At 67.7% G+C, this 26,911-nt stretch carries 22 protein-coding genes; 19 read left to right on the top strand and 3 right to left on the bottom strand.

Annotated elements, in window-relative coordinates:
• The first annotated feature begins 115 nt into the window (after positions 1-115).
• From BM199_RS04455 to metX, 10 genes are all read left to right on the top strand, one after another.
• Positions 116-2,059 carry an ABC transporter permease gene (locus tag BM199_RS04455; RefSeq protein ID WP_218160288.1) on the top strand — a complete coding sequence of 648 codons (1,944 nt, stop codon included), beginning with the start codon at positions 116-118 and terminating at the stop codon, positions 2,057-2,059.
• 46 nt (positions 2,060-2,105) lie between these two features.
• Positions 2,106-3,359, top strand: a complete 1,254-nt coding sequence (locus BM199_RS04450; RefSeq protein WP_091669991.1) for an extracellular solute-binding protein — start codon at positions 2,106-2,108, stop codon at positions 3,357-3,359.
• Positions 3,359-5,275, top strand: coding sequence for a discoidin domain-containing protein (locus tag BM199_RS04445; RefSeq protein WP_091669986.1), 1,917 nt, complete (start codon positions 3,359-3,361; stop codon positions 5,273-5,275). The genes BM199_RS04450 and BM199_RS04445 overlap by 1 nt, the downstream gene beginning before the upstream one ends.
• Positions 5,276-5,277: 2 nt before the next feature.
• Positions 5,278-7,536 carry an FAD-dependent oxidoreductase gene (locus BM199_RS04440; RefSeq protein WP_091669982.1) on the top strand — a complete coding sequence of 753 codons (2,259 nt, stop codon included), beginning with the start codon at positions 5,278-5,280 and terminating at the stop codon, positions 7,534-7,536.
• A 23-nt stretch (positions 7,537-7,559) separates the two neighbouring features.
• Positions 7,560-8,465: an SIS domain-containing protein gene (locus BM199_RS04435; protein ID WP_245788153.1), complete on the top strand. Its 906-nt coding sequence runs from the start codon at positions 7,560-7,562 to the stop codon at positions 8,463-8,465.
• Complete coding sequence (locus tag BM199_RS04430; protein ID WP_091669972.1) at positions 8,465-9,385, top strand: ROK family protein; 921 nt, start codon at positions 8,465-8,467, stop codon at positions 9,383-9,385. The genes BM199_RS04435 and BM199_RS04430 overlap by 1 nt, the downstream gene beginning before the upstream one ends.
• Positions 9,382-10,320, top strand: coding sequence for a 1-phosphofructokinase family hexose kinase (locus tag BM199_RS04425; RefSeq protein WP_091669968.1), 939 nt, complete (start codon positions 9,382-9,384; stop codon positions 10,318-10,320). The genes BM199_RS04430 and BM199_RS04425 overlap by 4 nt, the downstream gene beginning before the upstream one ends.
• Positions 10,317-11,183 carry a class II fructose-bisphosphate aldolase gene (locus tag BM199_RS04420; RefSeq protein WP_091669963.1) on the top strand — a complete coding sequence of 289 codons (867 nt, stop codon included), beginning with the start codon at positions 10,317-10,319 and terminating at the stop codon, positions 11,181-11,183. Before BM199_RS04425 ends, BM199_RS04420 begins: the two co-directional genes overlap by 4 nt.
• 158 nt (positions 11,184-11,341) lie before the next feature.
• Complete coding sequence (locus BM199_RS04415) at positions 11,342-12,652, top strand: bifunctional o-acetylhomoserine/o-acetylserine sulfhydrylase (protein WP_091669958.1); 1,311 nt, start codon at positions 11,342-11,344, stop codon at positions 12,650-12,652.
• Positions 12,653-12,654: 2 nt separating this feature from the next.
• Positions 12,655-13,791, top strand: coding sequence for a homoserine O-acetyltransferase MetX (metX, locus tag BM199_RS04410; RefSeq protein WP_425425501.1), 1,137 nt, complete (start codon positions 12,655-12,657; stop codon positions 13,789-13,791).
• Positions 13,792-13,813: 22 nt separating this feature from the next.
• Here the strand turns inward: metX and BM199_RS04405 are convergent, their stop codons facing one another.
• Entirely contained in the window at positions 13,814-14,938 is a 1,125-nt protein-coding gene (locus tag BM199_RS04405) for a hypothetical protein (protein ID WP_143101763.1), read from the bottom strand.
• Between the two features lie 217 nt (positions 14,939-15,155).
• Between BM199_RS04405 and BM199_RS04400 the strand changes: the two genes are divergently transcribed.
• Positions 15,156-15,518: an arsenate reductase family protein gene (locus tag BM199_RS04400; protein WP_091669943.1), complete on the top strand. Its 363-nt coding sequence runs from the start codon at positions 15,156-15,158 to the stop codon at positions 15,516-15,518.
• Positions 15,519-15,555: 37 nt separating this feature from the next.
• Here the strand turns inward: BM199_RS04400 and BM199_RS04395 are convergent, their stop codons facing one another.
• Positions 15,556-16,410: a class I SAM-dependent methyltransferase gene (locus tag BM199_RS04395; protein ID WP_091669940.1), complete on the bottom strand. Its 855-nt coding sequence runs from the start codon at positions 16,408-16,410 to the stop codon at positions 15,556-15,558.
• A gap of 215 nt (positions 16,411-16,625) precedes the next feature.
• On the opposite strand from BM199_RS04395, the gene BM199_RS04390 reads away from it, so the two are divergent.
• Positions 16,626-17,597 (top strand): LLM class flavin-dependent oxidoreductase, encoded by a 972-nt coding sequence (locus tag BM199_RS04390; RefSeq protein ID WP_218160287.1) that lies wholly within the window; start codon positions 16,626-16,628, stop codon positions 17,595-17,597.
• A gap of 275 nt (positions 17,598-17,872) precedes the next feature.
• Positions 17,873-19,558, top strand: a complete 1,686-nt coding sequence (locus BM199_RS04385) for an AMP-dependent synthetase/ligase (RefSeq protein WP_091669937.1) — start codon at positions 17,873-17,875, stop codon at positions 19,556-19,558.
• Positions 19,559-19,892: 334 nt separating this feature from the next.
• Here BM199_RS04385 and BM199_RS04380 read toward each other — a convergent pair whose 3' ends face one another.
• Complete coding sequence (locus tag BM199_RS04380; RefSeq protein WP_091670821.1) at positions 19,893-20,162, bottom strand: DUF2631 domain-containing protein; 270 nt, start codon at positions 20,160-20,162, stop codon at positions 19,893-19,895.
• A gap of 103 nt (positions 20,163-20,265) precedes the next feature.
• Between BM199_RS04380 and dxr the strand changes: the two genes are divergently transcribed.
• The 6 genes from dxr (at position 20,266) to map (ending at position 26,879) form a co-directional block, all read left to right on the top strand.
• Entirely contained in the window at positions 20,266-21,498 is a 1,233-nt protein-coding gene (dxr, locus tag BM199_RS04375; protein ID WP_091670818.1) for a 1-deoxy-D-xylulose-5-phosphate reductoisomerase, read from the top strand.
• Between the two features lie 3 nt (positions 21,499-21,501).
• Positions 21,502-22,728, top strand: coding sequence for a M50 family metallopeptidase (locus BM199_RS04370; protein WP_091669935.1), 1,227 nt, complete (start codon positions 21,502-21,504; stop codon positions 22,726-22,728).
• Positions 22,729-22,785: 57 nt separating this feature from the next.
• Positions 22,786-23,934, top strand: coding sequence for a flavodoxin-dependent (E)-4-hydroxy-3-methylbut-2-enyl-diphosphate synthase (ispG, locus tag BM199_RS04365; RefSeq protein ID WP_091669932.1), 1,149 nt, complete (start codon positions 22,786-22,788; stop codon positions 23,932-23,934).
• Positions 23,935-24,326: 392 nt separating this feature from the next.
• Positions 24,327-24,986 (top strand): AraC family transcriptional regulator, encoded by a 660-nt coding sequence (locus BM199_RS04360; protein WP_091669929.1) that lies wholly within the window; start codon positions 24,327-24,329, stop codon positions 24,984-24,986.
• Positions 24,987-25,085: 99 nt separating this feature from the next.
• Positions 25,086-25,940, top strand: a complete 855-nt coding sequence (locus BM199_RS04355) for a GNAT family N-acetyltransferase (RefSeq protein WP_091669926.1) — start codon at positions 25,086-25,088, stop codon at positions 25,938-25,940.
• Between the two features lie 81 nt (positions 25,941-26,021).
• The gene (map, locus tag BM199_RS04350) at positions 26,022-26,879 is read left to right on the top strand and encodes a type I methionyl aminopeptidase (RefSeq protein WP_091669923.1); all 858 of its coding nucleotides are present in this window, start codon (positions 26,022-26,024) and stop codon (positions 26,877-26,879) included.
• Positions 26,880-26,911: the final 32 nt, after the last annotated feature.

Here is a 26,911-nt window from a genome sequence, read left to right as displayed (position 1 = left end):
CACTGAGCATTTGATGATCGTTCATGCTCGTTATCTCGATCGAACGCTTGACTTCGATCATACGAAGTCGGACTATTGCTGCGCAAGGACAGCCAGTCGGTGAGAGGAGTGCAGGGTGCCCGAAGCGGTGAGGTCCGCGGAGCGACCGGTCGCAACCGCTCATGCTTCCGAGTCGGGCCCCACGCGCGGGCAGCCTGGCGGCCGTGCGCACGGGACTACCTGGTGGCAGCGCACAGTTCCGGCGCGCTGGCTGACGCCGAGTACCGCACTGATCATTCTGGTTGTCGTTTTCCCGGCCGTGTACATGGTGTGGACGTCGTTCCTGCGCATCGATCGGATCGGCCAGGTTCGCGGTTTCGCGGGGCTGGAGAACTACCGCAAACTTCTCGCGGAACCGGTGCTGGGGCAGATTGTCCTCAACACCCTGCTCTGGCTGGTCGTTGTCGTTGGTGTCACGGTCCTGCTGTCCCTTGGGCTCGCCCAGTTCCTGGCCAAGCCGTTCGTCGGCAGACGGTTCGTCCGGCTCGCGCTGATCGTGCCTTGGGCCACCTCGCTCGTGATGACCGCGACCGTGTGGCGGTTCATCTACGAAGGCGGCAATGGTCTGCTCAACCGCCTGCTCATGGATCTGTCGATCATTGGCGCGCCGGTTGAGTGGTACAAGGACCCGGCGTTCGCCTTCTACTCGATCATGGCGGTTGGTGTCGTCACCTCGATCCCGTTCACCACATACGTGCTGTTGTCGGGCCTGCAGACCATTCCGGACGACGTACTGGAGGCGGCCAGGATCGACGGCGCCGGGGGCTGGACCACCTGGCGGCACATCACGTTGCCGTTGCTCCGGCCGTCGCTGTTGGTGGCGCTCGTGCTCAACATGCTGCACGTTTTCAACGCGTTCACCGTGATCTGGGTCATCGCGGGCAAGACAGCGGGTTACCACGCGGACACCACCGTGACCTGGATGTACAAGATCGCTTTCGTGGCCCAGTTGGACCCCGGTGAGGCATCGGCGCTGGCGGTGCTGAACGTCGCCTTCCTGATCGTTCTCGTCCTGGCCTACGTCCGGGTGCTGCGTCCGGACCGGGAGGCCGCGGCACCGACGAAAACCTCCGCGACAGGGCGGCCGAGCGGTCTGCGGCACGGGTTCGATGCCCTCGCGCTGAGCGTATGGAAGACCTCCAGGTCGGTGGCCGCGGTCTGCGGGCCCCTGACCTCTGCCGTCGGTAGATCGTGGCGTCGCGTTCGCCCCGTGGGACTGTCGCTCGCCGGTTTGGGCGTGGCCCTGTTCTTCCTCGCTCCCTACGTGGTGATGTTGCTGGGCTCGCTGAAGACCGATGCGGAACTGTTCGCGGTTCCCGCGTCGTATCTTCCACAGGAATGGGCGTGGTCGAACTACGTCGACGTGTGGAAGCAGATTCCGCTGGCCGAGTACTTCGGAGTGAGCCTCACGGTGGCGTTGGTTTCCACCGCGGTGGTGCTCGTTCTTGCCGCACCGGCGGCCTACATCCTGGCGCGCACGCGATTCCGGGGCAAGGTCGCCTTCCTGGGTGTCATTCTCGTGACGCAGATGTTCCCCGCGGTGGCCCTGTTGATCGGTCTGTACCGGGAGGCGCTGTTCCTCGACGGCGTGCACTCGTACTGGTTCATCATCGCCGTGAACTCCGCGTTCAACCTGGCTTTCGCGATCTGGATCCTGCATGCCCACGTGGGGGCGGTGTCGGTCGAGATCGACGAGGCCGCGATGCTCGATGGGTTGGGCCGGTTCCGGATCATGCTCCGGATGATCCTCCCGTTGACGGCCCCCGGGCTGATCACCGTCACGATCTTCACGTTCATCCAGGTATGGAACGAGTTCGTCATCGCGCTGACGCTCTTCAACGATCCGACGGCCGGACGAGTGCCGCTCACGGTCGGGGTGCAGCAGTTCGTCGGGCTCTACGAAACCAACTACCAGTACCTGTTCGCCGCCGCGTTGATCGCGATCATCCCGGCGGTGCTGCTGTTCTCGTTCATCGAGAAGCGGCTCATCAGCGGTTTGAGCATGGGCAGTAGCCGGTGACCGACGCAGAGTTTACTCCGAAACAACTGAACGAGGTGTGCATGCCATGAGAGTACGGAGATCGAAGCGGGTAGTCCTGACGGCACTGTTCGCCGGCACCGCCCTCGCCGTCGCGGGTTGCGGGACCGCAGGCGGCGGTGAAGACGGCGGGCAGAACCTCAAACTGGTGGTAGCGCAGTACACAGAGGACACCAAGCCCTACTGGGACGGCCTGATCGAGAAGTTCGAGAACGAGCACCCCGGGGCCTCGATCGACCTACAGGTGATCGACTGGGGCAACCTGCAGAGTCAGGTCAACACGATGATCCAGACACAGCAGATTCCGGACATCCTCAACATCAACCTGTTCGCCGACTACGCCGAGTCTGATCTGCTCTATCGCGCCGACGAGCTGATGTCGCCCGAACAGCTCGAGGACTTCCTCCCGACTTTCGCCGAGAACGCCTCGTACAACGGGGAGCAGTACGCCTTTCCCTTCGTCGGCACGGTAAACGGGTTGTACTACAACAAAACGATCTTCGCCGAGGCCGGAATCGAGAAGCCGCCTGCGACCTGGGAGGAGTTCCTGACCGCGGCGGAGAAGATCAAGGCCCTGCCCGGTGACTACGTCCCGTACGCACTCGCACTTGGCACCGAGGGCGGCCACTACGAGTTCGGTACCTGGGCGCGCTCCAACGGGGGCGGATGGATGACCGGTGAGGACTGGACGATCAACGATCCTCGCAACGTCGAGACACTCGAGTTCCTCAAGACGCTCACCAATCGCGGATTCACCCAGGCCAATCCGGGGCAGACCAACCGCGCCGATGGCACCTGGCCGTTGTTCGCCCAGGGCAAGGCGGCCATGGTGTACGGCTCTTTCGGTACTCGGGCGTTCATGGAGCCCGTACGCAAAGCCGGCATTGACTTCGGGATCTCCACTCACCCCACCCAGCACGGCGCCGAGCCGGCGACCCACGGGGTTCAGGACTACCTGATGGCTTTCCGAAAGGATGGCAACCAGCAACTCGTGTCCGACTTCCTGGCCTACTTCTACCAACCCGGGAACTACGTCGAGTACCTCCGTACCGAAGGGCTTCTGCCGACCACGAGTTCGGCTGCCGAGCAGTTCGCCCAGGATCCCGAGACGGCCGAGTTCGTCGACCTCATTCCACAGGCTCGGTTCGATCCCACATCCGAACCGGTCTGGGCGCAGCTCAGCGGGACGATGGGCAGCCAGCTGGGCACCGGAGTCAACTCCGATGCCCAGCCGCGGAAATTGCTGACCAGCTTCCAGGATATCGCCGAGGCGGCGAACTGATGCGCCCGCTGGTCAGGACCACGCTCGCGGTGGGTGGCGCACTGGTGCTTACGGCACTCGGTGCGATCCCCGGGGAGACCACCGGAAGGCATCCCGGCACGGATGAGGTGACCTTCACCCTGAGCGCACCGCCGGATCTGGCGGTCAAGCACGGTCGGGTCGGCGTGAAACTCGTGTGCGGTGACCGCGTTGCCGCCCGTGCTGTGTTCCGAGCACCGCACGTCGCGGCCCGTACCGTGCCCCGGCGAGTTCTCGAGGCACCGTGTGTCGTCGAGGTCGAGTCGGCCGCGCGGTCGGGAAGGACCGACGAGGGCATCGTTACCGTCTCCGCGTCCGACGGTGTCGTGGAGCGCCATACGGCATACACCGAAAGCGGCCGGCTCGAGACACGTGCTTTCCCGGTGCGGCCGGGCGCGCTCACCGTCGACGTCGCGATCGGCTCCATGCCGGCGGACGAGGTGGGCACAGCACTGAAGGTGATGGCCTTCAACATCTGGCAGGGCGGCAGGCTCGAGGGCAGGCACGAGCACGGCTTCGAGGACGAGAACATCGCGGAACTTCTGGAATTCGTTCGCGCCGAGGACCCGGACGTGCTGTTCGCCGTCGAGACCTACGGAACCGGAAAACAGATCGAACGGGCACTCAACCGTCAGCAGCCCGCCGACCGGGAATTCACCGGCGTGCAGATCACTCGCGAGCCGGGACAGGAGCCGGATCGCGACAACCTGTGGCTGTTCACCCGGCTGCCGGTGGAGGAGATCTACCCCGTGGTCGAGGACGACGTACTGACGTCGTTCAACTTCGGTGGCGCCCGGCTGGGCCTCCCCGGCGGGGGGCACATGCACGCGTTCACCACGTGGCTCTACCACGTGGGCAACACCTGGTCGCCGACGAACCGTTCGGCGATGGAGGTCGCGCTGGGGCTGGACCGTACGTCGACGAACGAGGAACTCGCAGCCACAGATCACGTACGCCGAACGGAAATGGCTCGGACGCTGCTCCACGAGCGGCTCGAGCACTACGTCGGCGACGACACCGCGCCCGTGATTCTTGGTGGCGACTTCAATACCCAGTCGCATGTGGACTGGTCCGGCCGCTTCGCAGATGCGGCCGGCCACGAGGGAATGGTGATCGATTGGCCGGTTCTTCGTGCCTTCGACCTCGCGGGTTTCACCGACACCTATCGGTACGCCAATCCGGACGCGGCTCGGTACCCGGGTAGGACGTGGTCGGCGGCGAACGCGTTCATGTATGCGCCAGCCCGCATCGACTACGTCATGACCCGGGGCGAGCGGGTCCGGGTCCTCGGTTCGTCCACGCGCTCCGTTCGACTGCCGGAGCAGCGCGGCGACGCGCTGGATGACCTCTACCCTTTCTACTCCGACCATTCTGCCGTTGTCACCGAGCTACTGATCCGGGGACCGGGGACCGGGCCGGAAGGACCACCCACATCGGACAAGCCGGAGTCCGGTGAGCCGATCACGTGGCCGCAACCGCCACCGGGAGAGCCGATACCCGCTGCCGAGCTGACGGCGACCGCCAGTACCGAGACCCCTGGCTCGACGGGCCGCGCAGTGGACGGCGATCCGCGAACCCACTGGCATTCCCGGACCATCCCGGACCCGCCGGAGCCACACCCGCACGTCCTCACCGTCGACCTGGGACGTGACCGCGTGCTGACAGGGCTGCGATACCAGCCCCGGATAGACGGCTACAACGGAATCATCACCCGTTTCGTCGTTCAGGTCAGTGCCGACGGGGAGAACTTCCAGGACGTGACGTCTGGGGAATGGGCGCGTGACTCGCTGCCGAAGGACCTCACCTTTGCCGATACCGACGCGCGGTACCTGCGACTGGTCTCCGTGGCCGGAGTGGGTGGGTACACCACGGTCGCCGAGCTGACACCTTACGAGTAACCATGCGCACAGAAGAAGTCCATTGTGCTGTCACCGTGGTGGGCGGTGGTCTTGCCGGCGTGTGTGCCGCCATCGCGGCGGCTCGGGCGGGAGCCGAGGTGGCACTGATCCAGAACCGGCCCGTGCTCGGCGGTAACTCCTCGAGTGAGGTCCGGGTCTGGGTCTGCGGAGCCACCGCTGCGGGCAGGCAGCGCTACGCCAGGGAGACCGGGATCATCGGCGAGCTCTACCTGGAGAATCAGCACCGCAACCCGGAGGGCAATCCGCTCTACTGGGACATGGTCGTGCTCGACGCGGTGCGGGCCGAGCCGAACATCGCCCTGTTTCTGAACACCGACGTCCGGCTGGTCGACGCCATTGGTCCCGAGGACGAGCGGGTTGTCCGGTCGGTCACGGGATGGACGATGGGGTCGGAGCGAGAGACTCGTTTTGTCTCTCCCGTCTTCCTGGACTGCACGGGCGACGGTCTCGTCGGTCATCTGGCCGGTGCCCGTTACCGGGTCGGCCGCGAGGCGAAGACCGAGCACGACGAGAGCTGGGCACCGGAGAAGGCCGACAACCTGACGCTCGGAAGCACGATTCTTTTTTACACCAAGGATCTCGGCCGCCCGGTTCGCTACATACCGCCGGATATCGCCAAGGACATCACGACAACGTCCATCCCGGAACGAAGGATCATTCGTTCCGGGGACAACGGCGCCGCCTACTGGTGGATCGAATGGGGTGGCGAGCTCGACACCGTTCACGACAACGAACGCATCCGGGACGAGCTGTGGTCGGTGATCTACGGAATCTGGGACTACATCAAGAATTCGGGAAGATTCGACGCGGAAACCCTCACCCTCGAATGGGTCGGCACCGTGCCGGGAAAGCGGGAGTATCGGCGTTTCGTGGGTGACCACGTCCTCACTCAGAACGATATTCTGAATCAGCGAGACTTTCCCGATGTGGTGGGGTACGGCGGTTGGTCGATCGATCTGCACCCGCCAGGGGGTATGTACGCCGAGGACGGCGGTGCGGCCCAGTGGTACCCGAACGGTACCTACGGCATCCCGTTCCGCTGTCTGTACTCGGTGAACACCGCCAACCTGCTGTTCGCCGGCCGCAACATTTCCGCTTCGCACATCGCCTTCGGCAGCACCAGGGTGATGGCCACGTGTGCGGTGCTGGGCGAGGCAGCGGGCACGGCGGCGGCGATGTGCGCGGACCGTGCGATCGGACCCCGTGAACTCGGTGCCACGGCGATCGGGGACCTCAAGCGTGCGCTGCTGCGCCAGGATGCCGCGGTCATCGGTGTCACCTACGACGATCCGGCTGATCTGGCCCGTGCCGCGACCGTGTCGGCGTCGAGCACTCTGACCCGATTGGCTGTCGAGGATTCCTCGGGAGCGCAACCGCTGACCGCCGATGTGGGGCTGCTGGTCCCGGCAGACCCGGAACTGGACGGCATCGAGCTGTTGCTCGACGTGGACGAGTCGGCTGCCGGAACGTCCCTGACCGTTGAGGCGTGGAGCACGGGTCGTCCGCAGAACTACGTTCCGCACACTGTGGAGGCGAGCGCCGAGGTAACCCTGACCGCCGGAGACAAGCAGTGGGTGGCGGCGCCGCTGCGGTGGCGGCCGACGACCCCACAGAATGCGTTCGTCGTCATTCGCGCACATCCGCAAGTGCGTCTGCACCTGGCCGAACACATGCAGACCGGGTCGGTGAGTCTCGTCCGCAGGCAGGTGAAGGAGGTCGACGACGGCGGCGTCGACGTCCTGGAACACGCGCAGCCGGTGGTGGAGTGGGTGGCGAGATCACGTGGACGGAGCAGCTGGTGCTTCCGACTCGCGGCACCGACCGCCGCGTTCGCATCCGACCGCGCGGTGGGCGGTTACGCCCGTCCGTACGGGGGTCCGCAGTCGTGGTGCTCCCGGCGCCTGTCCGGCGAGCCGGAGCACATCGAACTGGCCTGGGAGTCGCCAGTGGATGTCGGTCGGGTGGAGCTCGTCTTCGACGACGACGTCAACGAGTACATGAACAACCTGCACTACCACCGCAGCCCGTTCGAGATCATGCCCGAGCTCGTGCGGGACTACCGGGTCGAGGTGGCGACGGACGGCCGCTGGGCCGCCGTGGTGGACGTCGCCGGAAACCGGCGACGGCACCGCGTACATCGTCTCGAGCGACCCGTCACGACCGATCGGCTCCGCGTCGTGGTGATCGCGACCAACGGAGCGCCGCACGCTGCTGTCCCAGCGTTGCGCGTCTACCGATGAACCACACTCTTCCGGAGGTCTTCTTGACCAGCACGTCGAAGTCGCACGTCCACAACGAGATCGCCAGCCAGCCACAGTGCTGGAGGCGCGCCGTCGAGCTTTCGCGCTCGGCCGACGCGCTGCCGCGGGCGGGCGCACGAGTCGCGGTCATCGGTTGCGGCACCTCGTGGTTCGTGGCACAGGCATACGCTGCCCTACGGGAACAGCAGGGACTCGGTGAGACCGATGCGTTCGCCGCTTCGGAATTCCCGGCCGCACGCAGCTATGACCGACTCGTGGCGATAACCCGCTCCGGCACCACCAGTGAGGTGCTCGACCTGCTCCGGCTGGTTCGGGGGCGCATTCCCACCGTCGCGCTCACGGCGGACCCGGCCACCCCCGTCGCCGATCTCGCTGATGACCTCGTCGTTCTCGACTTCGCCGAGGAGAAGTCGGTCGTGCAGACCAGATTCGCGACGAGCGCGCTCGCGTTGCTGCGCGCCCATGTCGGCGACGACGTGGAACCGGCGTGGCAGGAGGCGGAGCGGCTACTCACCGAACCGGTCGATCCGAAGGTGGCCGAACGGCATCAGTTCGTCTTCCTCGGCCAGGGCTGGACGGTCGGTCTCGCGCATGAGGCGGCACTGAAGATGCGCGAGGCGTCCTTGTCCTGGGCAGAGTCCTACCCTGCGATGGACTACCGGCACGGTCCCATCAGCCTGGCCGACGAGAACAGTGTCGTGTGGTTCCTCGGTGGCGGCTCGCCGCCCCGGCTCGTGCAGGAGGTCGAGCGGACCGGCGCGCTGGTGGTCGCCGACCGCCTCGACCCGTTGGCCGACCTGGTGCGTGCGCAGCGGCTCGCCGTCGCGCTGGGTTCGGCGAAGGGGCTCGACCCGGATCGGCCCCGCAACCTCGACCGATCTGTGGTGCTCGACCCGGCTCGGCCGTGATGCGGGGAGATGTGATCGCGCTGGACGTAGGCGGGACCCGGCTGAAGGGCGCGGTCCTCGACGAACGCGGGCACGCCCTGACCACGCTCGAACGGCCAACCCGTGCAACGCGCACTCCGGCTGCCGTCGTGGAGTCGATTCTCGGCGCGCTGGCCGACCTGCGTCGCCGGCCGCAGGCGGAGCAAGCGGTCGCGTGTGGACTGGTGGTGCCCGGCATCGTCGACAGCGTCGGTGGCCGGGCGGTCTGGTCGGAAAACCTCGGCTGGCGCGACGTGCCGTTGCGGGAGTTGGCCGCCCGGCGTATCGGCTTGCCCGTGGTACTCGGTCACGACGTACGTGCGGGCGCCCTCGCCGAGTCTCGGCACGGGGCGGCGGCCGGGTACCGCAACACGATGTTCGTGCCCATCGGTACCGGAATCGCCGCCGGGATGGTCGTCGACGGCCGGCTGCTGGACGGTGACGGACTGGCCGGAGAACTCGGACATGTGTCCGTCGGGCACGAGGAGTTGTGTGCCTGCGGGGCGAAAGGCTGTTTGGAGGCGGTGGCGTCGGCTGCGGCGATCCTGCGGCGCTACCGGTCCCGCTCGGGGGCCGAGCTCGGTGGGACCCAGGAGGTGGTGTCGCTGGCAGCAGCCGGAGACACCGTCGCAGGTGCGGTGTGGACAGAGGCGATCGATGCATTGGCGGCGGCGTTGGCGATGGCATCGTCACTGGTCGCCCCCGAGGTCGTGGTGATCGGTGGCGGCCTGTCCTTGGCCGGAGCCACGTTGCTCGAGCCGCTGCAGTCGCGGCTGGACTCTCGGCTGACCTTCCAGCGCAGCCCCCGGCTGCTGACCGCCGCGCTCGGTGACCGCGCCGGCTGCCTGGGGGCAGGTCTGCTCGCCCGGAGCGCGATGGCCGAGACGGTTGGTGTCCGGTGACGGCAGTCGTCACGGTGACGCCGAACCCGGCGATCGACGTCACCTACGCCGTCGATGAACTCACTCCGGGAACCGTGCACCGGGTGACGGAGGTGACGAGCAAACCCGGTGGCAAGGGACTCAACGTCGCGCGCGTGCTGGGCAGTCTGGATGTGCCCGTGATAGCCACTGGATTGGTCGGCGGAACCGAGGGTGCCGAGGTGGCGGCTCTACTGGCCGGTGAAGGCGGCATCGTCGACTGTCTGGTCACCTTCGACGGGGCCACACGCCGCACCGTGACCGTCGTTGACGGGCGGACCGGCGCAGCCACGCTGTTGAGCGAGCCCGGCCCCGTGGTCCGCGCCGCGGACTGGGCTGTGCTGCTCGACAGGGTGGGCGTGCTTCTCCGGCAAGCGGATGTACTGGTTTGCTCGGGGAGTCTCCCGCCGGGAGCTCCACCAGGCGCGCCTGGCGACATCGTCCGGTTGGCGAGGGCGGCCAAGGTGGCGGCGATCGTCGATACGAGTGGGCCGGGGCTTCTGGAGGCGGTTGCCGCCGGGGCTTCCGTGGTGAAACCCAACGCCGACGAGTTGCGCCAGGTGACTGGGGTCACCGATCCGCTGGCCGCGGCCGTGGCTCTGCGTTCCATGGCGGGAGCGCCCGATCTCGCGGTGGTGGCCTCACTGGGTGCAGACGGTCTGATCGCGGTGACCGAGCACGGCGCCTGGCGCGCTCGGCTGCCGAGCCCGGTGACCGGAAACGCGACCGGTGCCGGCGACTCGGTTGTCGCCGCGCTGGCCCGCGGGCTGCGGCGGCGCGAAGCCTGGCCGACGGTCCTGCGCTCTGCCTGCGCGCTGTCGGCCGCCACCGTACGGGCCCCTGTGGCCGGAGATTTCGACGCCGACTCCTACAACAGCCTGCTGTCGGCCGTGACGATCCGGGAGATGGACGAATGACACTGACCACCACTCGTGAGTTGCTGGACACCGCCGTGCGACAACGGCACGGTGTAGCGGCGTTCAACGTCGTGCTCCTGGAACATGCCGAGGCGTTCGTGGCCGCTGCGGAGACAACTGAGCTTCCGGTGATTCTGCAGATCAGCGAGAACTGCGTTCGCTACCACGGTTCGCTGGCACCGTTGGGTGGCGCCGTGCTGCGGCTGGCCCAGGACGCGTCGGTCCCGGTCGCGGTGCACCTCGATCATGCCGAGAGCCTTGATCTTGTGCTGGAGGCGGTGGACCTCGGGTTCACCGGGGTGATGTACGACGGTTCCGGCCTGGACTACCCGGAGAATGTCCGGCGAACCGCGCAGGTCGTCGCTACCTGCCACGTACACCAGGTGCCGGTTGAGGCCGAACTCGGCGAGATCGGCGGAAAGGACGGCGTCCACCGGCCCGGAGTACGAACCGACCCGGAGGACGCCCATAGCTTTGTGGAGGCCACCGGCGTCGATGCGCTGGCCGTCGCGGTTGGTAGCTCGCATGCCATGACGAGCCGCGAGGCCGTCCTCGATGAGGTGTTGATCTCGGCGCTGGCGAACGCGGTCGCTGTCCCGCTGGTTCTTCACGGCTCCAGCGGCGTGCCCGATGAAGGTCTGGTCAGCGCGGTGCGAGCCGGGATCACCAAGGTGAACATCGCTACTCACCTCAACACCGTGTTCACTCAGAGTGTGCGGGAGCGGCTGGATGTCCGGGGCGCCGTGGATCCCCGAGACTACGTCCGGCACGGCCGGGCAGCGGTGGCGGCGGAGGCCGCACGGTTGTTACGGGTGCTCAACGAGCCTTCGGGCAAACCCGAACAGACACTGCCGCCGACGTAGCCCCGCGACGGCCTTCCCCCGGAAGAGTCGTTTTGCTCCCACCGGCTGGGATCTGGTTGGGCAGTGTTGTCAGTCTGGCCTAGCGTCGTGGGAGGCGCAGCGTACTGCGCCACAGCAGTGGACAGCGCCGCGAAGCTCAGCCGCAGGGAGATTTGCTGATGACCGAAGGAACCGACCCAGCCTGGTCGTTCGACACCAAACAGATTCACTCCGGTGCGCAACCGGATCCGGCGACCGGAGCCAGGGCAACGCCCATCTACCAGACGACCTCGTATGTGTTCCGGGACAGCCAGCACGGAGCTGACCTGTTCAGCCTCGCCGAGCCCGGCAACATCTACACCCGGATCATGAATCCCACGCAGGACGTCCTGGAACAGCGCGTCGCCGCACTGGAGGGTGGGGTCGCGGGACTGGCCTTCGCCTCCGGCTCCGCGGCGACCACGGCCGCCGTCCTGAACATCGCCAATGCCGGTGACCACTTCGTCTCCAGCCCGGCTCTCTACGGCGGAACCTACAACCTGTTCCACTACACACTGCCGAAGCTCGGTATCGAGGTCACCTTCGTCGAGGACCAGGACGACCTGGAAGCCTGGCGCGCGGCCGTGCGCCCGAACACCAAGCTGTTCTTCGCCGAGACGCTGGCGAACCCCGGCAGCAACGTGCTCGACGTGCGTGCCGTGGCCGACGTCGCGCACGACGTCGGTGTGCCACTGGTCGTGGACAACACCATCCCCACCCCGTACCTGCTCCGCCCGATCGAGCACGGCGCCGACGTCGTCATTCACTCGGCGACCAAGTACCTGGGTGGACACGGCACCACCGTCGCCGGCGTGCTCGTGGACGCTGGCACCTTCGACTTCGGTGCTTATCCGGAACGCTTCCCCGGGTTCTCCGAGCCGGACCCCAGTTACAACGGACTGAAGTACTGGGAGGCGCTCGGTCCTGGCGCTTTCGCGGCCAAGGCCAGGGTTCAGCTGCTGCGGGACACCGGCGCCGCGATCGCTCCGCTGAACAGTTTCCTGATCCTGCAAGGCATCGAGACGTTGTCGCTGCGGATGGAGCGGCACGTCGACAACGCCCGACAGCTCGCCGAGTGGCTGGACGAACGCGACGAGGTGGAGCAGGTCTACTACGCCAGTCTGCCCACCAGCCCCTACTACGAGAACGCGAAGAAGTACCTCCCGCGCGGAGCGGGCGCTGTCCTCTCCTTCGACCTGCGCGGTGGCGTGGACGCGGGCAGGGCGTTCGTCGACGGGACCGAACTGCACAGTCAGCTGGTGAACATCGGGGACGTCCGAAGCCTGATAGTGCACCCGGCCAGTACGACCCACAGCCAGCTCAGTCCCGAGGAGCAGCGGGGCAGCGGGGTCACCCCTGGGCTCGTGCGACTCGCTGTCGGACTCGAGGGCATCGAGGACCTCAAGGCGGATCTGGAGGCGGGGTTCAGGGCGGCGAAGGCCGCACGGTGAGTGTGGACCCGTACTCGGGGCTCCCGGACGCCAGTTCCGCCTGGCGTCCGGGAGCCCCGCCAGGGCGCAGGCAGTGGATACGACACGACTCCACATTCGCTCTGGAAACCGGTAGCAGTCTCCCGGGGTTCGAGCTGGCGTACGAAACCTGGGGCAGCCTGAACTCCGACCGTTCGAACGCCGTGCTCGTCGAGCACGCCCTGACCGGCGACAGCCATGTGGCGGGGCCCGTGGAGCCGGGGCATCCCAGCCCCGGTTGGTGGGACCCGATCGTCGGCCCGGGTTGTGCGCTCGACACCGACGAGTTCTTCGTCGTGGCGCCGAACGTCCTCGGGGGGTGCCAGGGTTCGACCGGTCCCGCCTCGACCGCGCCCGACGGCAGGGCGTGGGGCAGCAGGTTTCCGCTGCTGACCGTCCGCGACCAGGTCGCCGCCGAGGTGATCCTCGCCGACGCGCTGGGAATCGAGAGGTGGGCCGCGGTGCTGGGTGGCTCGATGGGCGGGATGCGCGCGCTGGAATGGGCGGTGGGACTGCCGGACCGTGTCGCGGCACTGTCGGTCCTCGCCGCACCAGCGGCCGCTTCGGCGGACCAGATCGCGTGGTCGTCCCCGCAGCTGCATGCCATAACAGGTGACCCCGGCTGGCGCGGGGGTGACTACTACGAAGCGGCACCCGGCGAAGGGCCGCATCACGGACTCGGGGTCGCCCGGCGGATCGCGCAGATCACGTATCGCAGTGAGCAGGAGCTGTCCGGCCGGTTCGGCCGGGTACCCCAGGGAACGGAAGATCCGCTGCACGGCGGGAGGTTCGCCGTTGAATCCTATATGGACTACCACGCGGGCAAGCTGGTCAGCCGGTTCGACGCGGGCAGTTACGTCGTACTCACCCGGTCCATGAACACCCATGACGTCGGCAGGGACCGTGGGGGAATCGCCGCCGCACTGGCACGGGTGACGGCGCGCACGGTGATCGCGGGTGTGGACAGTGACCGGCTGTACCCGCTGCACCAGTCACACGAGCTCGCCGCCGGTATCCCCGGTGCCGGCGAAGCCGCGGTGATCGCCTCGCCCTACGGGCATGACTCCTTTCTGATCGAGACCGACCAGGTGGCGGCGCTGATCAAGGATCTTCTTGGCTGACCCGCGGCTCGCGGCAGGTGGGCTACTCGGGCGGGTAGAGCCCGAGCAGTTCGCGCTCGGGCAACCTTTGCTCCGCTGAGTAGGTAAAGCTGTCGAACAGTGGTTTCGGCTCGGCCTCCGCCTTGATGTCGGTGCCGTAGTAGCCCTCTCGCGTCCGCAGAATCAGCCGGCTCCTGGTGGTGTCCAGGTGCACACTGGTGATTTTCCGGTCGTTGCTGTGGAAGACCGTCCGCTCGTTCGACACCGTTCCGTCGGGGGTGAGTTCGAACGCGATGAGATATGTGCCGTTGCCTTGGGCCGAGCCGTTCTCCTCATCGCTCAGCCGGAGGTAGGTCTCTTCGGTGTAAGGGATGAAGTTGACCGGAAAGAGGCGCGATCCGTCGGTGTAGTAGTCGAGTTCCCGCTCATCGTCGCGAACAGACCGGTTCACGATCTGGAGTTCGTTGTCAGCCGAAACCGCGAACCCCGCCTTTCCCCTGGCCAATCGCAGGCCGCTATGACCGATGCCCACGTGGGAGTCCTTGGGCGGTTGGGACTCCGCGGGTACCTCACCCCGTGGCTGTGGCGGGGTGGCCGAGGGATCGGCGGCATCGACCGAGAGAACCTGCCAGGTCGCGTCGTCTCTCCGCCAGTCCGAACTACTGGTGGTTCGCGACACGAACCAGACCTGCGACCCGTCCGGTGAGAACTGCGGCAGTGCGTATTCCAGCTCGCCGTCGTCGAAGCTGTTCTCCGGTGCGGGCACGCTTCCTGTCTTGGTGAAGGCGCGCACATCGTCGTTCAACTCCGCCACCCCGAGTCCGTCGTCCGCTATCCACGCCATCCGCCGGAAGTCGGACGTGAACGCGAACTCGGAGACGTCAGGTGCGGTGCCCCTTTCCTCCCTGGCGACGGAGAGGTCCAGTCGCAACTCCTCGGCCCCGGTCTCGGGGTCGTGGAAGGTCAGGTGGACACCCACGGGTTGACCTATCTTGGTTACCGACTGGGTGAACTGGACGAATCCAGACAGTTCGGCGTCCGACAGTCCGGCCGGGGCAGGCTCCCGCTCCCCGCCCGCCGCGTCGGTCGGTGCGGCGCCCTCACTGCCACACGCCGTGCTCGACGCGATCGCAAGAACGGACAGGACGGCTGCCACTCGCGTTCGCATAAAACCCATCTCTGGTTGTGTTCCTTCCCCTCGATCCCCGTCGATCATTGCGGTCCGCGCTGGCAACGCGAGCATTCGGCGAAGAGGACTCGTCGTGGCGAGAACACCTGCTCGCCCGAACTCCCACGGGCCGGGGTGCGGATGCGGTACGGGCTGGTCCGCTCGGCCGCCACGTATCCTGTCGCTGCTCAGACGAGTCACCGAGAGGTCGAGGTGGATGGAGATCTGGATCAACCCGGCGTGTTCGAAGTGCCGGACGGCACAGTCGATGCTGGACGAGGCGGGCGCCGGCTACACGGTTCGCCGGTACCTGGAGGACCCGCCCACCGCCGCCGAACTCGACGAGGTGTTACGCAGGCTGGGGTTGCAACCGTGGGACATCGCCCGCACCGGCGAACCGGCCGCCACCGAACTGGGGCTGGCGTCCTGGCCGAGGACACCAGCCGAGTGGGACCGCTGGGTCGAGGCTCTGGTCGCCCAGCCGATTCTCATCCAGCGGCCGATCATCACCGCGGACGATGGCACCACCGTCGTGGGCCGGACACCGGAGTCCGTCCGCTCCGTGCTGCCACCCGCCTAGGCGGTGCCGCAGAGCAAGCGCGCGCTCGGCGACCCGGCTACCGCGCTGCGGCGTCAGGAACGCCACCCGTGATGCGGACGGTGACCTGGTTGTCGTTGTAGGTGTACGCCTCGTACTCGTACTCGACACCGGTGCGCTCGACGTACTCCATCCAAGCCCGGTACTCGTGTCGTTTCCAGCCGGGATAGTTGAAGAACTCGTCGAAGTGCACGATGCTGCCCGGCCGTAGCCGTGGTCCGACCAGATCGAGCACCGTCTTCGCCGAGCTGTACAGATCGCTGTCGACGTGCAGAAAGTCGACGTGGCCGGGGTGCCGTTCGAGGAAGTCCGGCAGACTGTCGGCGAACAGGCCGACGACGAGTTCCGCTCCGGGTACGTCCGGCAGGTCGCCGCGGGCGAAGGCGCCTGCCGGGAGGCCGTTGAGCCAGGCCTCCGGCAACCCCTCGAACGAGTCGAAGCCGTAGACCTCGCCACCACCCCTCGCCTTGGCGATCGCCCGGAGCGTGTTTCCGCTCGCCACCCCGAATTCCAGGGCCATGCCGCCGGTGGGAGCGAGCGACAACGCATGGGCAAGCGTGTCGGGAGGGCTGCCGAAGTGCCGTGCTCCGATGAGGTTTTCCCTGGCGAAGACGTTGCTCTCCAGCGCGGCGTCCTGATCACCCGCGTAGACGATGTCGCGACGGGTGCGGATCTCGAACTCGACGACCCGGTCGAGGAGCCGGTCACCCTGCCTGATGATCTCCGCGCGCAGTGTCTCCGTCATCTTGTGCATCTCGTCCACGCAGGGATCGTGCAGCCGGGCCGCCACCCGGTTGAGGGCGTGACTTGCCCGGCGTCGCAGGGCAAGGCCAACAGTGCTGACGATCGATCGATCCTGGTGGGGAGTGTCCATTGCGAGACGGTACCCAACGCACCTGTTCGTCGCAGCGCTCCCGCGGGGCGCGCGGGTATCCGATGAGGACAGTCAGAGTGACGCAGGACGGCTGCGCTCTTTCGCAACTTCCCTGCGCCCGGATGTAACCCTGGGCGCCCTGTCCGGATCTACGGTCAGTGTGAGCTGTATGACACAACTTCTGACCTGCGCGAATACGGACAAGGGAGAAACCCGTGGCACTGACGATGTCCTGTGCGCTGAACACAGCGCTGGACAGTCCGGAACACGCTCGCATCGCCGAGGAGCTGGGCTACGAGCGCGCCTGGTTCTACGATTCGGCCGCGATCTGCGCGGACCTGTGGATGCAACTGGGGCGGGCGGCCGACCGCACCGAGCGGATCGGTCTGGGCCCGGGAGTGCTGGTGCCGGCGCTGCGCCACCCGATGGTGACCGCCACTGCCATCGCGAACCTGGTCTCGCTCGCGGGACCGGACCGGGTCGTGGTCGGCTTCGGCTCCGGTTTCACCGGCAGGCTCACCCTCGGGCAGCGGCCCAGCAAGTGGTCCGACGTGTCCCACTACGTCGACACGGTCAAGGGACTGCTGCGCGGGGAAACCGTGGAGTGGGAAGGCGCCCCGATCCGGATGATGCACTATCCCGGATTCGCCGCTGATCGCCCCATCGAGGTGCCCTTCGCCGCCGCCGCGTTGGGTCCGAAGGGCCTGAAGGTGGCTCGGGACAACGCCGACGGTGTGGTCACCGTGCCCGAGCCGGTGCCGGGCTTCGACTGGTGCGTGAATCTCACGCTGGGGACCGTGCTCGACGAGGGTGAGGACCCGGGCACCGAGCGCGCCATCGCGGCGGCGGGACACGCCGCGAGTCTCTGGCTGCACTTCGCGATGGAGTTCGGCAAGCTCGACATGATTCCCGGCGGTGAACAGTGGGCGGCCGCGTACGACGACATCCCCGTCGAGACTCGGCACCTCGACCTGCACGAGGGTCACCTGTGGGCGGTCACCGAGCGCGACCGCCCGTTCGTCAACGGCGAGGTGCTCGCGGCCAGTGGTGCGGCGCTGGGGCCGGACGGGTGGCGGGAGAAGCTGGCCCAGCTCGAGGAGGGCGGCGCCACCGAGATCGCCTACCAGCCCGCGGGTCCCGACGTCCCGCGCGAACTGGAGGCCTTCGCCAAGGTCATGCAGAACTAGTGTCGTGTGATCCTGCTCGTCTTGCGTCTGCTGGGGCTCAGGCGGCGCCTCGCGGCGTTGTCGTCGGCCCGGGATACAACAGCGGTATCCGGGCCTCCTCCGCCTTGCGAAGCATCCACCTGATTCCCCAGCAGCCGGCAAGGAAGCAGGACCACACGACACTAGTGCCCACCGAATGAAGGGAGCGACATGCGCAGGGTTGCACTGGGGCACAACGAATCGGGCAAGGGCGTGGTGTTCCCGTTCGTTGACGGCCACGTCACCGGCGGCGCACGATGACGACCGCCCGGCATCCTCGAACGGACGAGCAGGTGCACGCGGCGGTCGCGGGGCAGACGCTCCCGATGCTGTTCGCCCGCACAGTGGCGAGGAGGAAGGACGAGGTCGCACTGCGGTGGCGTCACGAAGGGCGCTCCTCGGCCTGGACCTGGCAGGAGTATGCCGACCGGGCGACCAGGGTGGCCGCCCTGCTGGCGCGTCACGCCATCGGCAAAGGGGACACGGTCGCCCTGATGCTGCGCAACCAATCCGGATTCCATGCCTGGGACATGGGTGCGCAGCTGGCGGGGGCCACGCCGTTCTCGGTGTACAACACTTCCTCGCCCGAGCAGATCGCGTATCTGCTCGGGCACGCCGAGGCGCGCATCGTGGTCGCCGACGCGGACCTGGCTCCCCGGGTCCGCGACGTTCGGGACCAGCTGCCCGACCTGACCGAGGTCATCGCTGTGGGCGGGGAAAGCGATGCGGCGGCGGTGCCGCGTCTGGACGATCTCCTCGGCGACGTCGAACCCGTTGACCTGGCCCGGGCGTCCACGATCGTCCAACCCGGTGATCTGGCCACACTCATCTACACCTCGGGCACCACCGGTCCCCCCAAGGCCGTGATGCTCACCCAGCGCAATGTGTGCTGGGTGCTGGAGTCGTTCGCCGAGGTTGTGGGAGAGGCCCCGCCGGGCAGCCGGATGGTGTCGTACCTGCCCATGGCGCACCTGCTGGAGCGGTTGCTGACCCATTACCTGCCGTTGCGTAACGGCGCGCAGGTCCATCCGTGTCCGGACGCGAGCGAACTCGGGCGGTACCTGCTGTCGGTCCGCCCGGAGATCTTCGTCGCGCCACCGAGAATCTGGGAGAAGCTGCGCGCCACGCTTCGTGCCGGCGATATCGGCTCCGACCGGGCCGCGGCCGCGGTCGGCCTGGACGACTGTGCGGTGGCGCTGGTCGGTGCGGCACCCTCGCCTGCCGGGTTGATCGACTTCTTCCGCTCGGCCGGGCTGCCGCTGTCGGAGGCATACGGGTTGTCCGAGACGAGCGGCTTGCTCACCGCACAGACATCGCGTCCCCGCACGGGATCCGTGGGCCTGCCCGCGCCCGGGTGCGCCGTCAGAGTGCTCGACGACGGCGAGATCTGCTGTCGCGGTGGGAACGTGTTCGCCGGTTACTACAAGGACCCGGACGCGACGGCCGCGGTGCTCGACGAGCAAGGCTGGTTCCGGACCGGGGACGTCGGTGTCCTGGACGACGACGGCTACCTGACACTCGTCGACCGGAAGAAGGAACTGATCATCACGGCGGGCGGCAAGAACATCTCCCCGGCCAATCTCGAGGCGGCGCTGAAGGAGATTCCGCTCGTTGGGCAGGCCTGCGTGATCGGGGACAACCGTCCCTGCCTGGTTGCGCTCCTGGTGCTGGACGTCCCGGCGGCCGAGGCGTGGGCGCGCCGCAACGGGCTGGCCGAGCTGTCCCCGCAGGCCCTGGCCGAACATCCGGGTGTACTGGCCGAAGTGCGTGCCGGACTGGCCGAGGTCAACGGCCGTTTGTCCCAGGTGGAGCGGATCAAGGGATTCCGGCTGCTCGGCGAGGAGTGGCTACCGGACTCCGACTGCCTGACACCCACGATGAAGCTCAAACGCAGGGGAGTGCACGCCCGCTACGCCGACGAGATCGACGCCCTGTATCACTGACCGGTCGGAGCGGCACGGCCCGTAGCGCAGCAGTAGGCGGCGATCGCCTGCCCGAGCAACCGCGACTGACCAGCGGTTAACAGTGCGGGACCGGCCGATCGGTCGCACGTGGTCGGTCAACTCCGTCCGCCACACTGAGAATCCGGACGAGGCCGGGAAACCGGCAATGCGCTATGCGAACGCGGGTGTGGGGACCTGTCCCCTCGAACGCCTCGTCCGGCAGTGGTCATCCGGAACCGGCGCGCCCTGCGTCCGGGGGCCACTCAGGTGCTCCGTGTCCTCGGCGGCCCCCGGCTGACGGCACGGAGCACCGCCGCGCGTGCCGCCGCCGCGGCTACCTGCGCCAGGCGGTGCGCTGCTTGCGCATGTCCAGCAGCAGCGCGGCGATCAGGCCGACGCCGAGGCTGATCAGCCAGACGTTCTCGGTGTTGGTCTCGTGGTTGCCGATCAGCATGACGAACATGGCGAACGCGGTGAACCACCCCGCTGCCCGCGCCGCCTTCGGGAAGCCGCCGTGCCAGCCCCACTCGGCCGACGGCTCGTCGTGCGGGTCGACCTTGCTCACGCCCGCCTGCTGCCGCTTCTCGACCGCCTTGCCCGCCACGATCACTCCTCGCCACCACAGACACCGATATCGCGATGATGATTTCACACGACTTGGGTGGCTCGGCGACGGCCTGGCCATGTCGTTCGCGACAATGGACCGGATGAACTCACACAGCACCCCGGCCCGCAGCGTGCTCGTCCTTGGTTCCACCGGCTCGATCGGCACCCAGGCGCTGGATGTGGCCGCCCGCAACCCGGACCTGTTCCGGATCGCCGGAATCGCGGCCGGGGGCTCCGATCCCGGGGCGCTCGCCGCCCAGGCGATCGCCCACTCGGTGGACGCCGTGGCCGTGACCAGGCCCACGGTGGTGGAAGACCTGCAACTCGCGCTGTACGCCGAGGCGCAGCGGAGGGGGTACTCCCGCGGCGAGTTCCGCCTCCCGCGCATCTTCGCCGGGACCGATTCGGTCACCGAGCTGATCAACGCCGTGCCGGTGGACACCGTGCTCAACGCCCTGCCCGGCTCGCAGGGGCTCGCTCCGACACTGCAGGCGCTGGGCACCGGCGCCACGCTCGCGCTGGCCAACAAGGAGTCGCTGATCGCCGGGGGACCGCTCGTGCTGGCGGCGGCCGGACCGGGGCAGCTCGTGCCGGTGGACTCCGAACACTCGGCGATGGCGCAGGCGCTCCGCGGCGGTCGCGCCGAGGAGGTCGACCGCCTCGTGCTGACCGCCTCCGGCGGGCCGTTCCGCGGGCGCAGCCGCGAACAACTGGCCGGGGTGACGATCGCCGACGCGCTGGCCCACCCGACCTGGGCGATGGGCCGCTTGATCACCATCAACTCGGCCACGCTGGTGAACAAAGGTCTCGAACTGATCGAGGCCCGGTTGCTGTTCGACATCCCGTGCGACCGGATCGACGTGGTCGTGCACCCGCAGTCGATCGTGCACTCGATGGCGACCTTCGTCGACGGCTCCACCATCGCCCAGGCCAGCCCGCCGGACATGCGCCTGCCCATCGCCCTCGCGCTGAACTGGCCGGACCGGGTGCCCGGCGCCGCGGCTCCCTGCCGCTGGGACACACCGGCCGCCTGGACTTTCGAGCCGCTGGACGACGTGGCCTTCCCCGCTGTGGAGCTCGCCAGGCACGTCGGTACCGTCGGCGGATGCCTACCGGCTGTGTTCAATGCCGCGAACGAGGAGATGGTGGGGGCCTTCCTCGCACAGAACGCCAGCTTCACGTCCATCGTGGACACTATTTCCCAGGTGGTCGCAGCCGCGGACCAATGGCGTCACGAGCCACGTGACGTGGCGGACGTCTTCGCAGCGGAGCGGTGGGCGAGGGCGCACACGGCGGAGATCGCCGGTATCGAGATCGACACGGAGGGGAAGTAGCGGGTGGCCGCGTACATATTCGGAGTGGCGCTGTTCGCGCTGGGCATCTGCGTGTCGGTCGCGCTGCACGAGGCGGGCCACATGGTCACGGCGAAGATGTTCGGCATGAAGGTCCGCCGCTACTTCGTGGGCTTCGGGCCGACGGTCTTCTCCTTCCGTCGAGGCGAGACCGAGTACGGGCTGAAGTGGATCCCGCTCGGCGGCTTCTGCGACATCGCGGGCATGACGGCGCTGGACGAGGTCACGCCGGACGAGGCCCCCCGCGCGATGTGGCGGTTCAAGACCTGGAAGCGGACGGTGGTGCTGGCGGCGGGCTCGGCCACGCACTTCATCCTCGGCTTCATCGTGCTCTATCTGATGGCCACCACGATGGGGCTGCCGAACTTCCTCGCCACCCCGCAGATCGCCTCGGTCTCGCAGTGCGTGCAGGACTCGACGTCGAACCAGGACTACCAGAACCCCGACTGCGCACCGGGTGCTCCAGCGCCCGCCCTGGCCGCCGGAATGCAGCCGGGCGACGTGATCGTCTCGGTGAACGGCGCCGCCACCCCGACGTTCTCCGATGTGGTCGACAAGGTCCGGCCGCTGTCCGGTCCCACGGAGATCGAGGTGCGCCGGGACGGCGACGTCGTCCCGTTGCAGGTGGACGTGACCCAGGTCGAGCGCCCCGTGCGTGATCCGCAGAACCCGGACGCGCCGCCGCGGATCGTCGAGGTCGGTTCGATCGGGGTGACGTTCCCGAGCGTCTTCCAGTACGGGCCGGTCGAAGCGATCGGTGGCGCCGTCACCTTCACCGGCGACATGTTCGTCCAGACCTGGCAGCGCCTGCTGGAGTTCCCCGAGCGGATCCCGGCCGTCGTGGAGTCCATCTTCGGCGCGGAGCGGGACCCGAACACCCCGGTGAGCGTCGTCGGGGCCAGCCGGATCGGTGGTGAGGCCGTGGAGCAGGGCCTCTGGATCCTGTTCCTGTTCCTGCTGGCCAGCCTGAACTTCTTCGTGGGCGTGTTCAACCTGCTGCCGCTGCTGCCCCTCGACGGCGGACACATCGCCGTGACCTGGTACGAGCGGGTGCGCGATGCGCTGCGCAGGGTGCGGGGCAAGGCCGCGGGCGGCCCGGTGGACTACACGAAGCTCTCCGCCGTGACGATGGTGCTGGTGCTCGTCGGCGGGGCGGTGGTCCTGCTCACTGTGACCGCGGACATCGTCAACCCCATCAGGATCTCGCCATAGGCCGGTCGGCGGTATCGTGGGGTTGGACTCTTTCGCCCATCGGTTGCAGAGGACTCGATGACTGTCGGACTTGGTTTGCCCGCAATGCCTCCTCCGGTGCTGGCCCCGCGGCGTGCGACACGTCAGTTGCAGGTGGGTTCGGTCGGCGTGGGGAGTGACTCCCCGATCTCCGTGCAGTCCATGACCACGACGGTGACCTCGGACGTGAACGCCACGCTGCAGCAGATCGCCGAGCTGACGGCGGCTGGGTGCGACATCGTGCGGGTGGCCTGCCCGAGCGCGGACGACGCGGAGGCCCTGCCGGCCATCGCGCGGAAGTCGCAGATCCCGGTGATCGCGGACATCCACTTCCAGCCCAGGTACGTGTTCGCCGCGATCGAGGCCGGGTGCGCCGCGGTGCGGGTGAATCCGGGCAACATCCGCAAGTTCGACGACCAGGTCAAGGAGATCGCGCGGGCGGCCAAGGACCACGGCACCCCGATCCGGATCGGGGTCAACGCGGGCTCGCTGGACAAGCGGCTGATGGAGAAGTACGGCAAGGCGACACCGGAGGCGCTGGCCGAGTCCGCGCTGTGGGAGGCGAGCCTGTTCGCCGAGCACGACTTCTACGACGTGAAGATCTCGGTCAAGCACAACGACCCGGTCGTGATGGTGCGGGCGTACGAGCTGCTCGCCGAGCAGTGTGACTATCCGCTGCATCTCGGCGTGACCGAGGCAGGTCCGGCGTTCCAGGGCACGATCAAGTCGGCGGTCGCGTTCGGCGCGCTGCTGCGGCAGGGCATCGGGGACACGATCCGGGTTTCCCTGTCGGCGCCGCCGGTCGAGGAGGTCAAGGTCGGCACGCAGATCCTGCAGTCGCTGAACCTGCGGCCCCGCAAGCTGGAGATCGTCTCCTGCCCGTCCTGCGGCCGTGCGCAGGTGGACGTGTACAAGCTGGCCGACGAGGTCACCGCGGGGCTGGAGGGCATGGAGGTGCCGCTGCGGGTCGCGGTGATGGGCTGCGTGGTCAACGGACCGGGCGAGGCCCGTGAGGCCGACCTCGGCGTCGCCTCCGGCAACGGCAAGGGGCAGATCTTCGTCAAGGGCGAGGTTATCAAGACCGTTCCCGAGCACCAGATCGTGGAAACCCTCATCGAAGAGGCCATGCGCATCGCCGACGAGAGCGAGGACTCCGCGACGGGGGAACCACAGGTCACCGTCGGCTGATCCGCGGTCGACCGGCCGTCTACGCTGGAACGATGGCCGACGAGTGGGCCGTCCGGCAACCGCATCCGGCGCTGCGGCAGCTCATCACCCGATACATCGGATATCGTCAGCGAGACCTGTCGCTGCGCGTGCACCGAGGGCTGCCGTCGCGGCACGCGACGCTGATCATCAGTCTCGAGCAGCCGGTTCGAACGGCCTGGACGTCGGGGGAGAGCCTGTCGGGCTCTGCCTGTCATCTCCTGTCTGAGAACTCGGGTCCGCGATCGAGTCGCCAGGGCTTTGACTCCCAGCAGCTGTCCGGTTCCGTTGCTCGACGCCCTGCCGCCTCGACAGCGGGACTTCGTCGGCCGAGTTCCACAGCTCACGATGATCTCGAAAGCCACGATTCCCCCATGGCCTGTCAGGCGCTGGTCGGTGGCATGCACGTCGCCCCGGTGCTGATCGCCCAGGACAGGTCGCAGACCGGCCTGCATCTCGAACTGAACCCGTTCGGCATCCGCGCGCTGCTCGGGCTGCCCGCCGCGGAGCTGAGTGGGCGGGTGGTCGATCTCGCCGAGTTCGGGTCGCGGCGCCTGGTCTCCCTGCCGGACCGGCTGGCCGCGACCGGGAGCTGGGAGCGCCGGTTCGCCATCCTCGACGACGTGTTCCTGGCCCATCTCGCTGAGGTCGCGCCTGCTGCGGCACCGGCTCCCGAGATCGGCGAGGCTTGGCGCAGGCTGATCGTGGCCGGGGGCGGGATCAGGGTCGGCGCACTCGCCGGAGAGGTGGGTTGGAGCAGGCGGCACCTCGCCGACCGGTTCGGCCGGGAGCTGGGGCTCACGCCCAAACAGGTCGCCAGGGTGCTGCGGTTCGAGCGTGCGGGAGCTCTGCTGCGGCAGCACGGACCGATGGATCTGGCCGGAGTCGCCGTCGCCTGTGGCTATTACGACCAGGCACACCTGAGCAACGAGTGGCAGGCGATGGCAGGCTGCTCGCCGGGCACGTGGATCGCCGAGGAACTCCCGAATCTCCAGGATCTCGCCGGAGCGACGGAACCGGACTCGCCGGTATGAGCGAAACGAAGCCGGACAACGGCGGTGTAACCGGAAAGGACCCAGCGTGTCTGGCTGAAACTTTTCCGTTACCGCCGATTATCTGGCAGTCTTAGTGGCGTGTTGCGGCTAGCTGGTGCGCGGCTGCTCGATGAGCGGGACTACCCGGCGGTTCGTGCTGCGCTGGCGGCAGACCCGGTCGGTAGCTGCATGGTGTCCGCCCGGGTGGAGGTGGCCGGGCTCGATCCGTGGCGCCTCGGTGGCGAGGTGTGGGCCGCGGATTCCCGCGCGGGCCGTTCCGGGCGGCTGCACGGACTGTGCTTCTCCGGTCCGAACCTCATTCCGTTGCGCGGCAACGCCGCCGCCTTGCGGTCGTTCGCCGACCGGGCGTTGCGGCGCCAGCGCACGTGTTCCTCACTGGTCGGTCCTGCCGAGCAGGTACTCGGTCTCTGGGACGAGCTTGCGGGGGAGTGGGGGCCGGCGAGGGAGATCCGTCAGGATCAGCCGCTGATGGCGCTGGACGGCGTGCCCACGCTGCCTGCCGACCCACTGGTGCGCCCTGTCCGCCCCGACGAGCTCGACCGGTACCTGCCCGCCGCGATCGACATGTTCATCGAGGAGGTGGGGGTCGATCCGCGCAGTGGCGACGGCGGAGCCAGCTACCGCGCGAGGGTCGCGGAACTGATCGGGAGTGGCCGGGCGTTCGCCAGGTTCGAGGGTGGTGACGTCGTCTTCAAGGCCGAGATCGGGGCCCTGTCCAGCACCGTGGGACAGATCCAGGGTGTCTGGGTCCACCCGGACCGACGCGGGCACGGCATCGGCACCGCGGGCACGGCGGCCGTGGTCAACCGGCTGGTACGCGGGATGGGACGGACGGCGAGCCTGTACGTCAACTCCTTCAACGCCCCCGCGCTCGCGGCCTACCGCAGGATCGGCTTCCGGCAGGTCGGCCGCTACGCGACCGTGCTGTTCTGAGTGCACTCGACGCGCGTTCGCGAACAGATGCTGAGCACGGGCGGCGAGATGGGCCCACACGGATCGTCGTAGGGTGGAGGTATGCCCGTTCGTGCCCCGTTGAAGCCTGGTGTGCAGACGCCGCGCCGCGCCGTACCAGCCAGCATCACCCGCCCCGAGTACGTGGACCGGCCCGCGCCGAAGCCGGACACCGGCAACGGTGTCCGGGCCCCCGAGGTCATCGAGGCCATGCGGGTGGCGGGCCGGATCGCCGCGCAGGCGCTCGAGGAGGGCGGCAAGGCCGTCAAACCGGGCAACACCACCGATGATGTCGACAAGGTGATCCACGAGTTCCTGCTCGACCACAACGCCTACCCGTCGACGCTCGGCTACCGGCACTTTCCGAAGTCCTGCTGCACCTCGCTCAACGAGGTGATCTGCCATGGCATCCCGGACTCGACGGTGATCGAGGACGGCGACATCTGCAACATCGACGTCACGGCCTACGTCGGCGGGGTGCACGGCGACACCAATGCCACCTTCCTCGCCGGGGATGTGGACGAGGAGGCGCGGCTGCTCGTCGAGCGCACCCGCGAGGCGACGGCCCGTGCGATCAAGGCCGTGCGGCCCGGCCGTCAGCTCAACGTCATCGGCAGGGTCATCGAGTCCTACGCGAAACGGTTCGGCTACGGCGTCGTGCGGGACTTCACCGGCCACGGTGTCGGCCCTGCGTTCCACACCGCTCCCACCGTGCTGCACTACGAGGAGCCCTCGGTGACCACCCTCATCGAGGAGGGTATGACCTTCACGATCGAACCGATGATCACCCTCGGGACGATCGAATACGACGTCTGGGACGACGACTGGACCGTCACCACCAAGGACAAGAAGTGGACCGCGCAGTTCGAGCACACGCTGCTGGTCACCGACTCCGGCGCGGAGATTCTCACGCTGCCTTGAGTGGGTGAGCCACACACGGATCCACGCTGAGT

This window comes from Amycolatopsis marina (genome assembly GCF_900111885.1).
In the GTDB taxonomy this organism is placed as follows: Bacteria; Actinomycetota; Actinomycetes; order Mycobacteriales; family Pseudonocardiaceae; genus Amycolatopsis; species Amycolatopsis marina.
The sequence above is the reverse complement of the archived record's forward strand: the minus strand, read 5'-3'. Positions and strand labels throughout refer to the sequence as shown.

Bases quoted from the DNA above. Each gene is read 5' to 3' on its own strand.
- BM199_RS04395 (WP_091669940.1), bottom strand. From the start codon at position 16,410: ATGGACACTCCCCACCAGGATCGATCGATCGTCAGCACTGTTGGCCTT.
- BM199_RS04445 (WP_091669986.1), top strand. From the start codon at position 3,359: ATGCGCCCGCTGGTCAGGACCACGCTCGCGGTGGGTGGCGCACTGGTG.
- BM199_RS04450 (WP_091669991.1), top strand. From the start codon at position 2,106: ATGAGAGTACGGAGATCGAAGCGGGTAGTCCTGACGGCACTGTTCGCC.
- ispG (WP_091669932.1), top strand. From the start codon at position 22,786: ATGACTGTCGGACTTGGTTTGCCCGCAATGCCTCCTCCGGTGCTGGCC.
- map (WP_091669923.1), top strand. From the start codon at position 26,022: ATGCCCGTTCGTGCCCCGTTGAAGCCTGGTGTGCAGACGCCGCGCCGC.
- BM199_RS04430 (WP_091669972.1), top strand. From the start codon at position 8,465: ATGCGGGGAGATGTGATCGCGCTGGACGTAGGCGGGACCCGGCTGAAG.
- BM199_RS04415 (WP_091669958.1), top strand. From the start codon at position 11,342: ATGACCGAAGGAACCGACCCAGCCTGGTCGTTCGACACCAAACAGATT.
- BM199_RS04385 (WP_091669937.1), top strand. From the start codon at position 17,873: ATGACGACCGCCCGGCATCCTCGAACGGACGAGCAGGTGCACGCGGCG.
- BM199_RS04440 (WP_091669982.1), top strand. From the start codon at position 5,278: ATGCGCACAGAAGAAGTCCATTGTGCTGTCACCGTGGTGGGCGGTGGT.
- BM199_RS04420 (WP_091669963.1), top strand. From the start codon at position 10,317: ATGACACTGACCACCACTCGTGAGTTGCTGGACACCGCCGTGCGACAA.
- BM199_RS04405 (WP_143101763.1), bottom strand. From the start codon at position 14,938: ATGCGAACGCGAGTGGCAGCCGTCCTGTCCGTTCTTGCGATCGCGTCG.
- BM199_RS04360 (WP_091669929.1), top strand. From the start codon at position 24,327: ATGGCCTGTCAGGCGCTGGTCGGTGGCATGCACGTCGCCCCGGTGCTG.
- BM199_RS04400 (WP_091669943.1), top strand. From the start codon at position 15,156: ATGGAGATCTGGATCAACCCGGCGTGTTCGAAGTGCCGGACGGCACAG.
- dxr (WP_091670818.1), top strand. From the start codon at position 20,266: ATGAACTCACACAGCACCCCGGCCCGCAGCGTGCTCGTCCTTGGTTCC.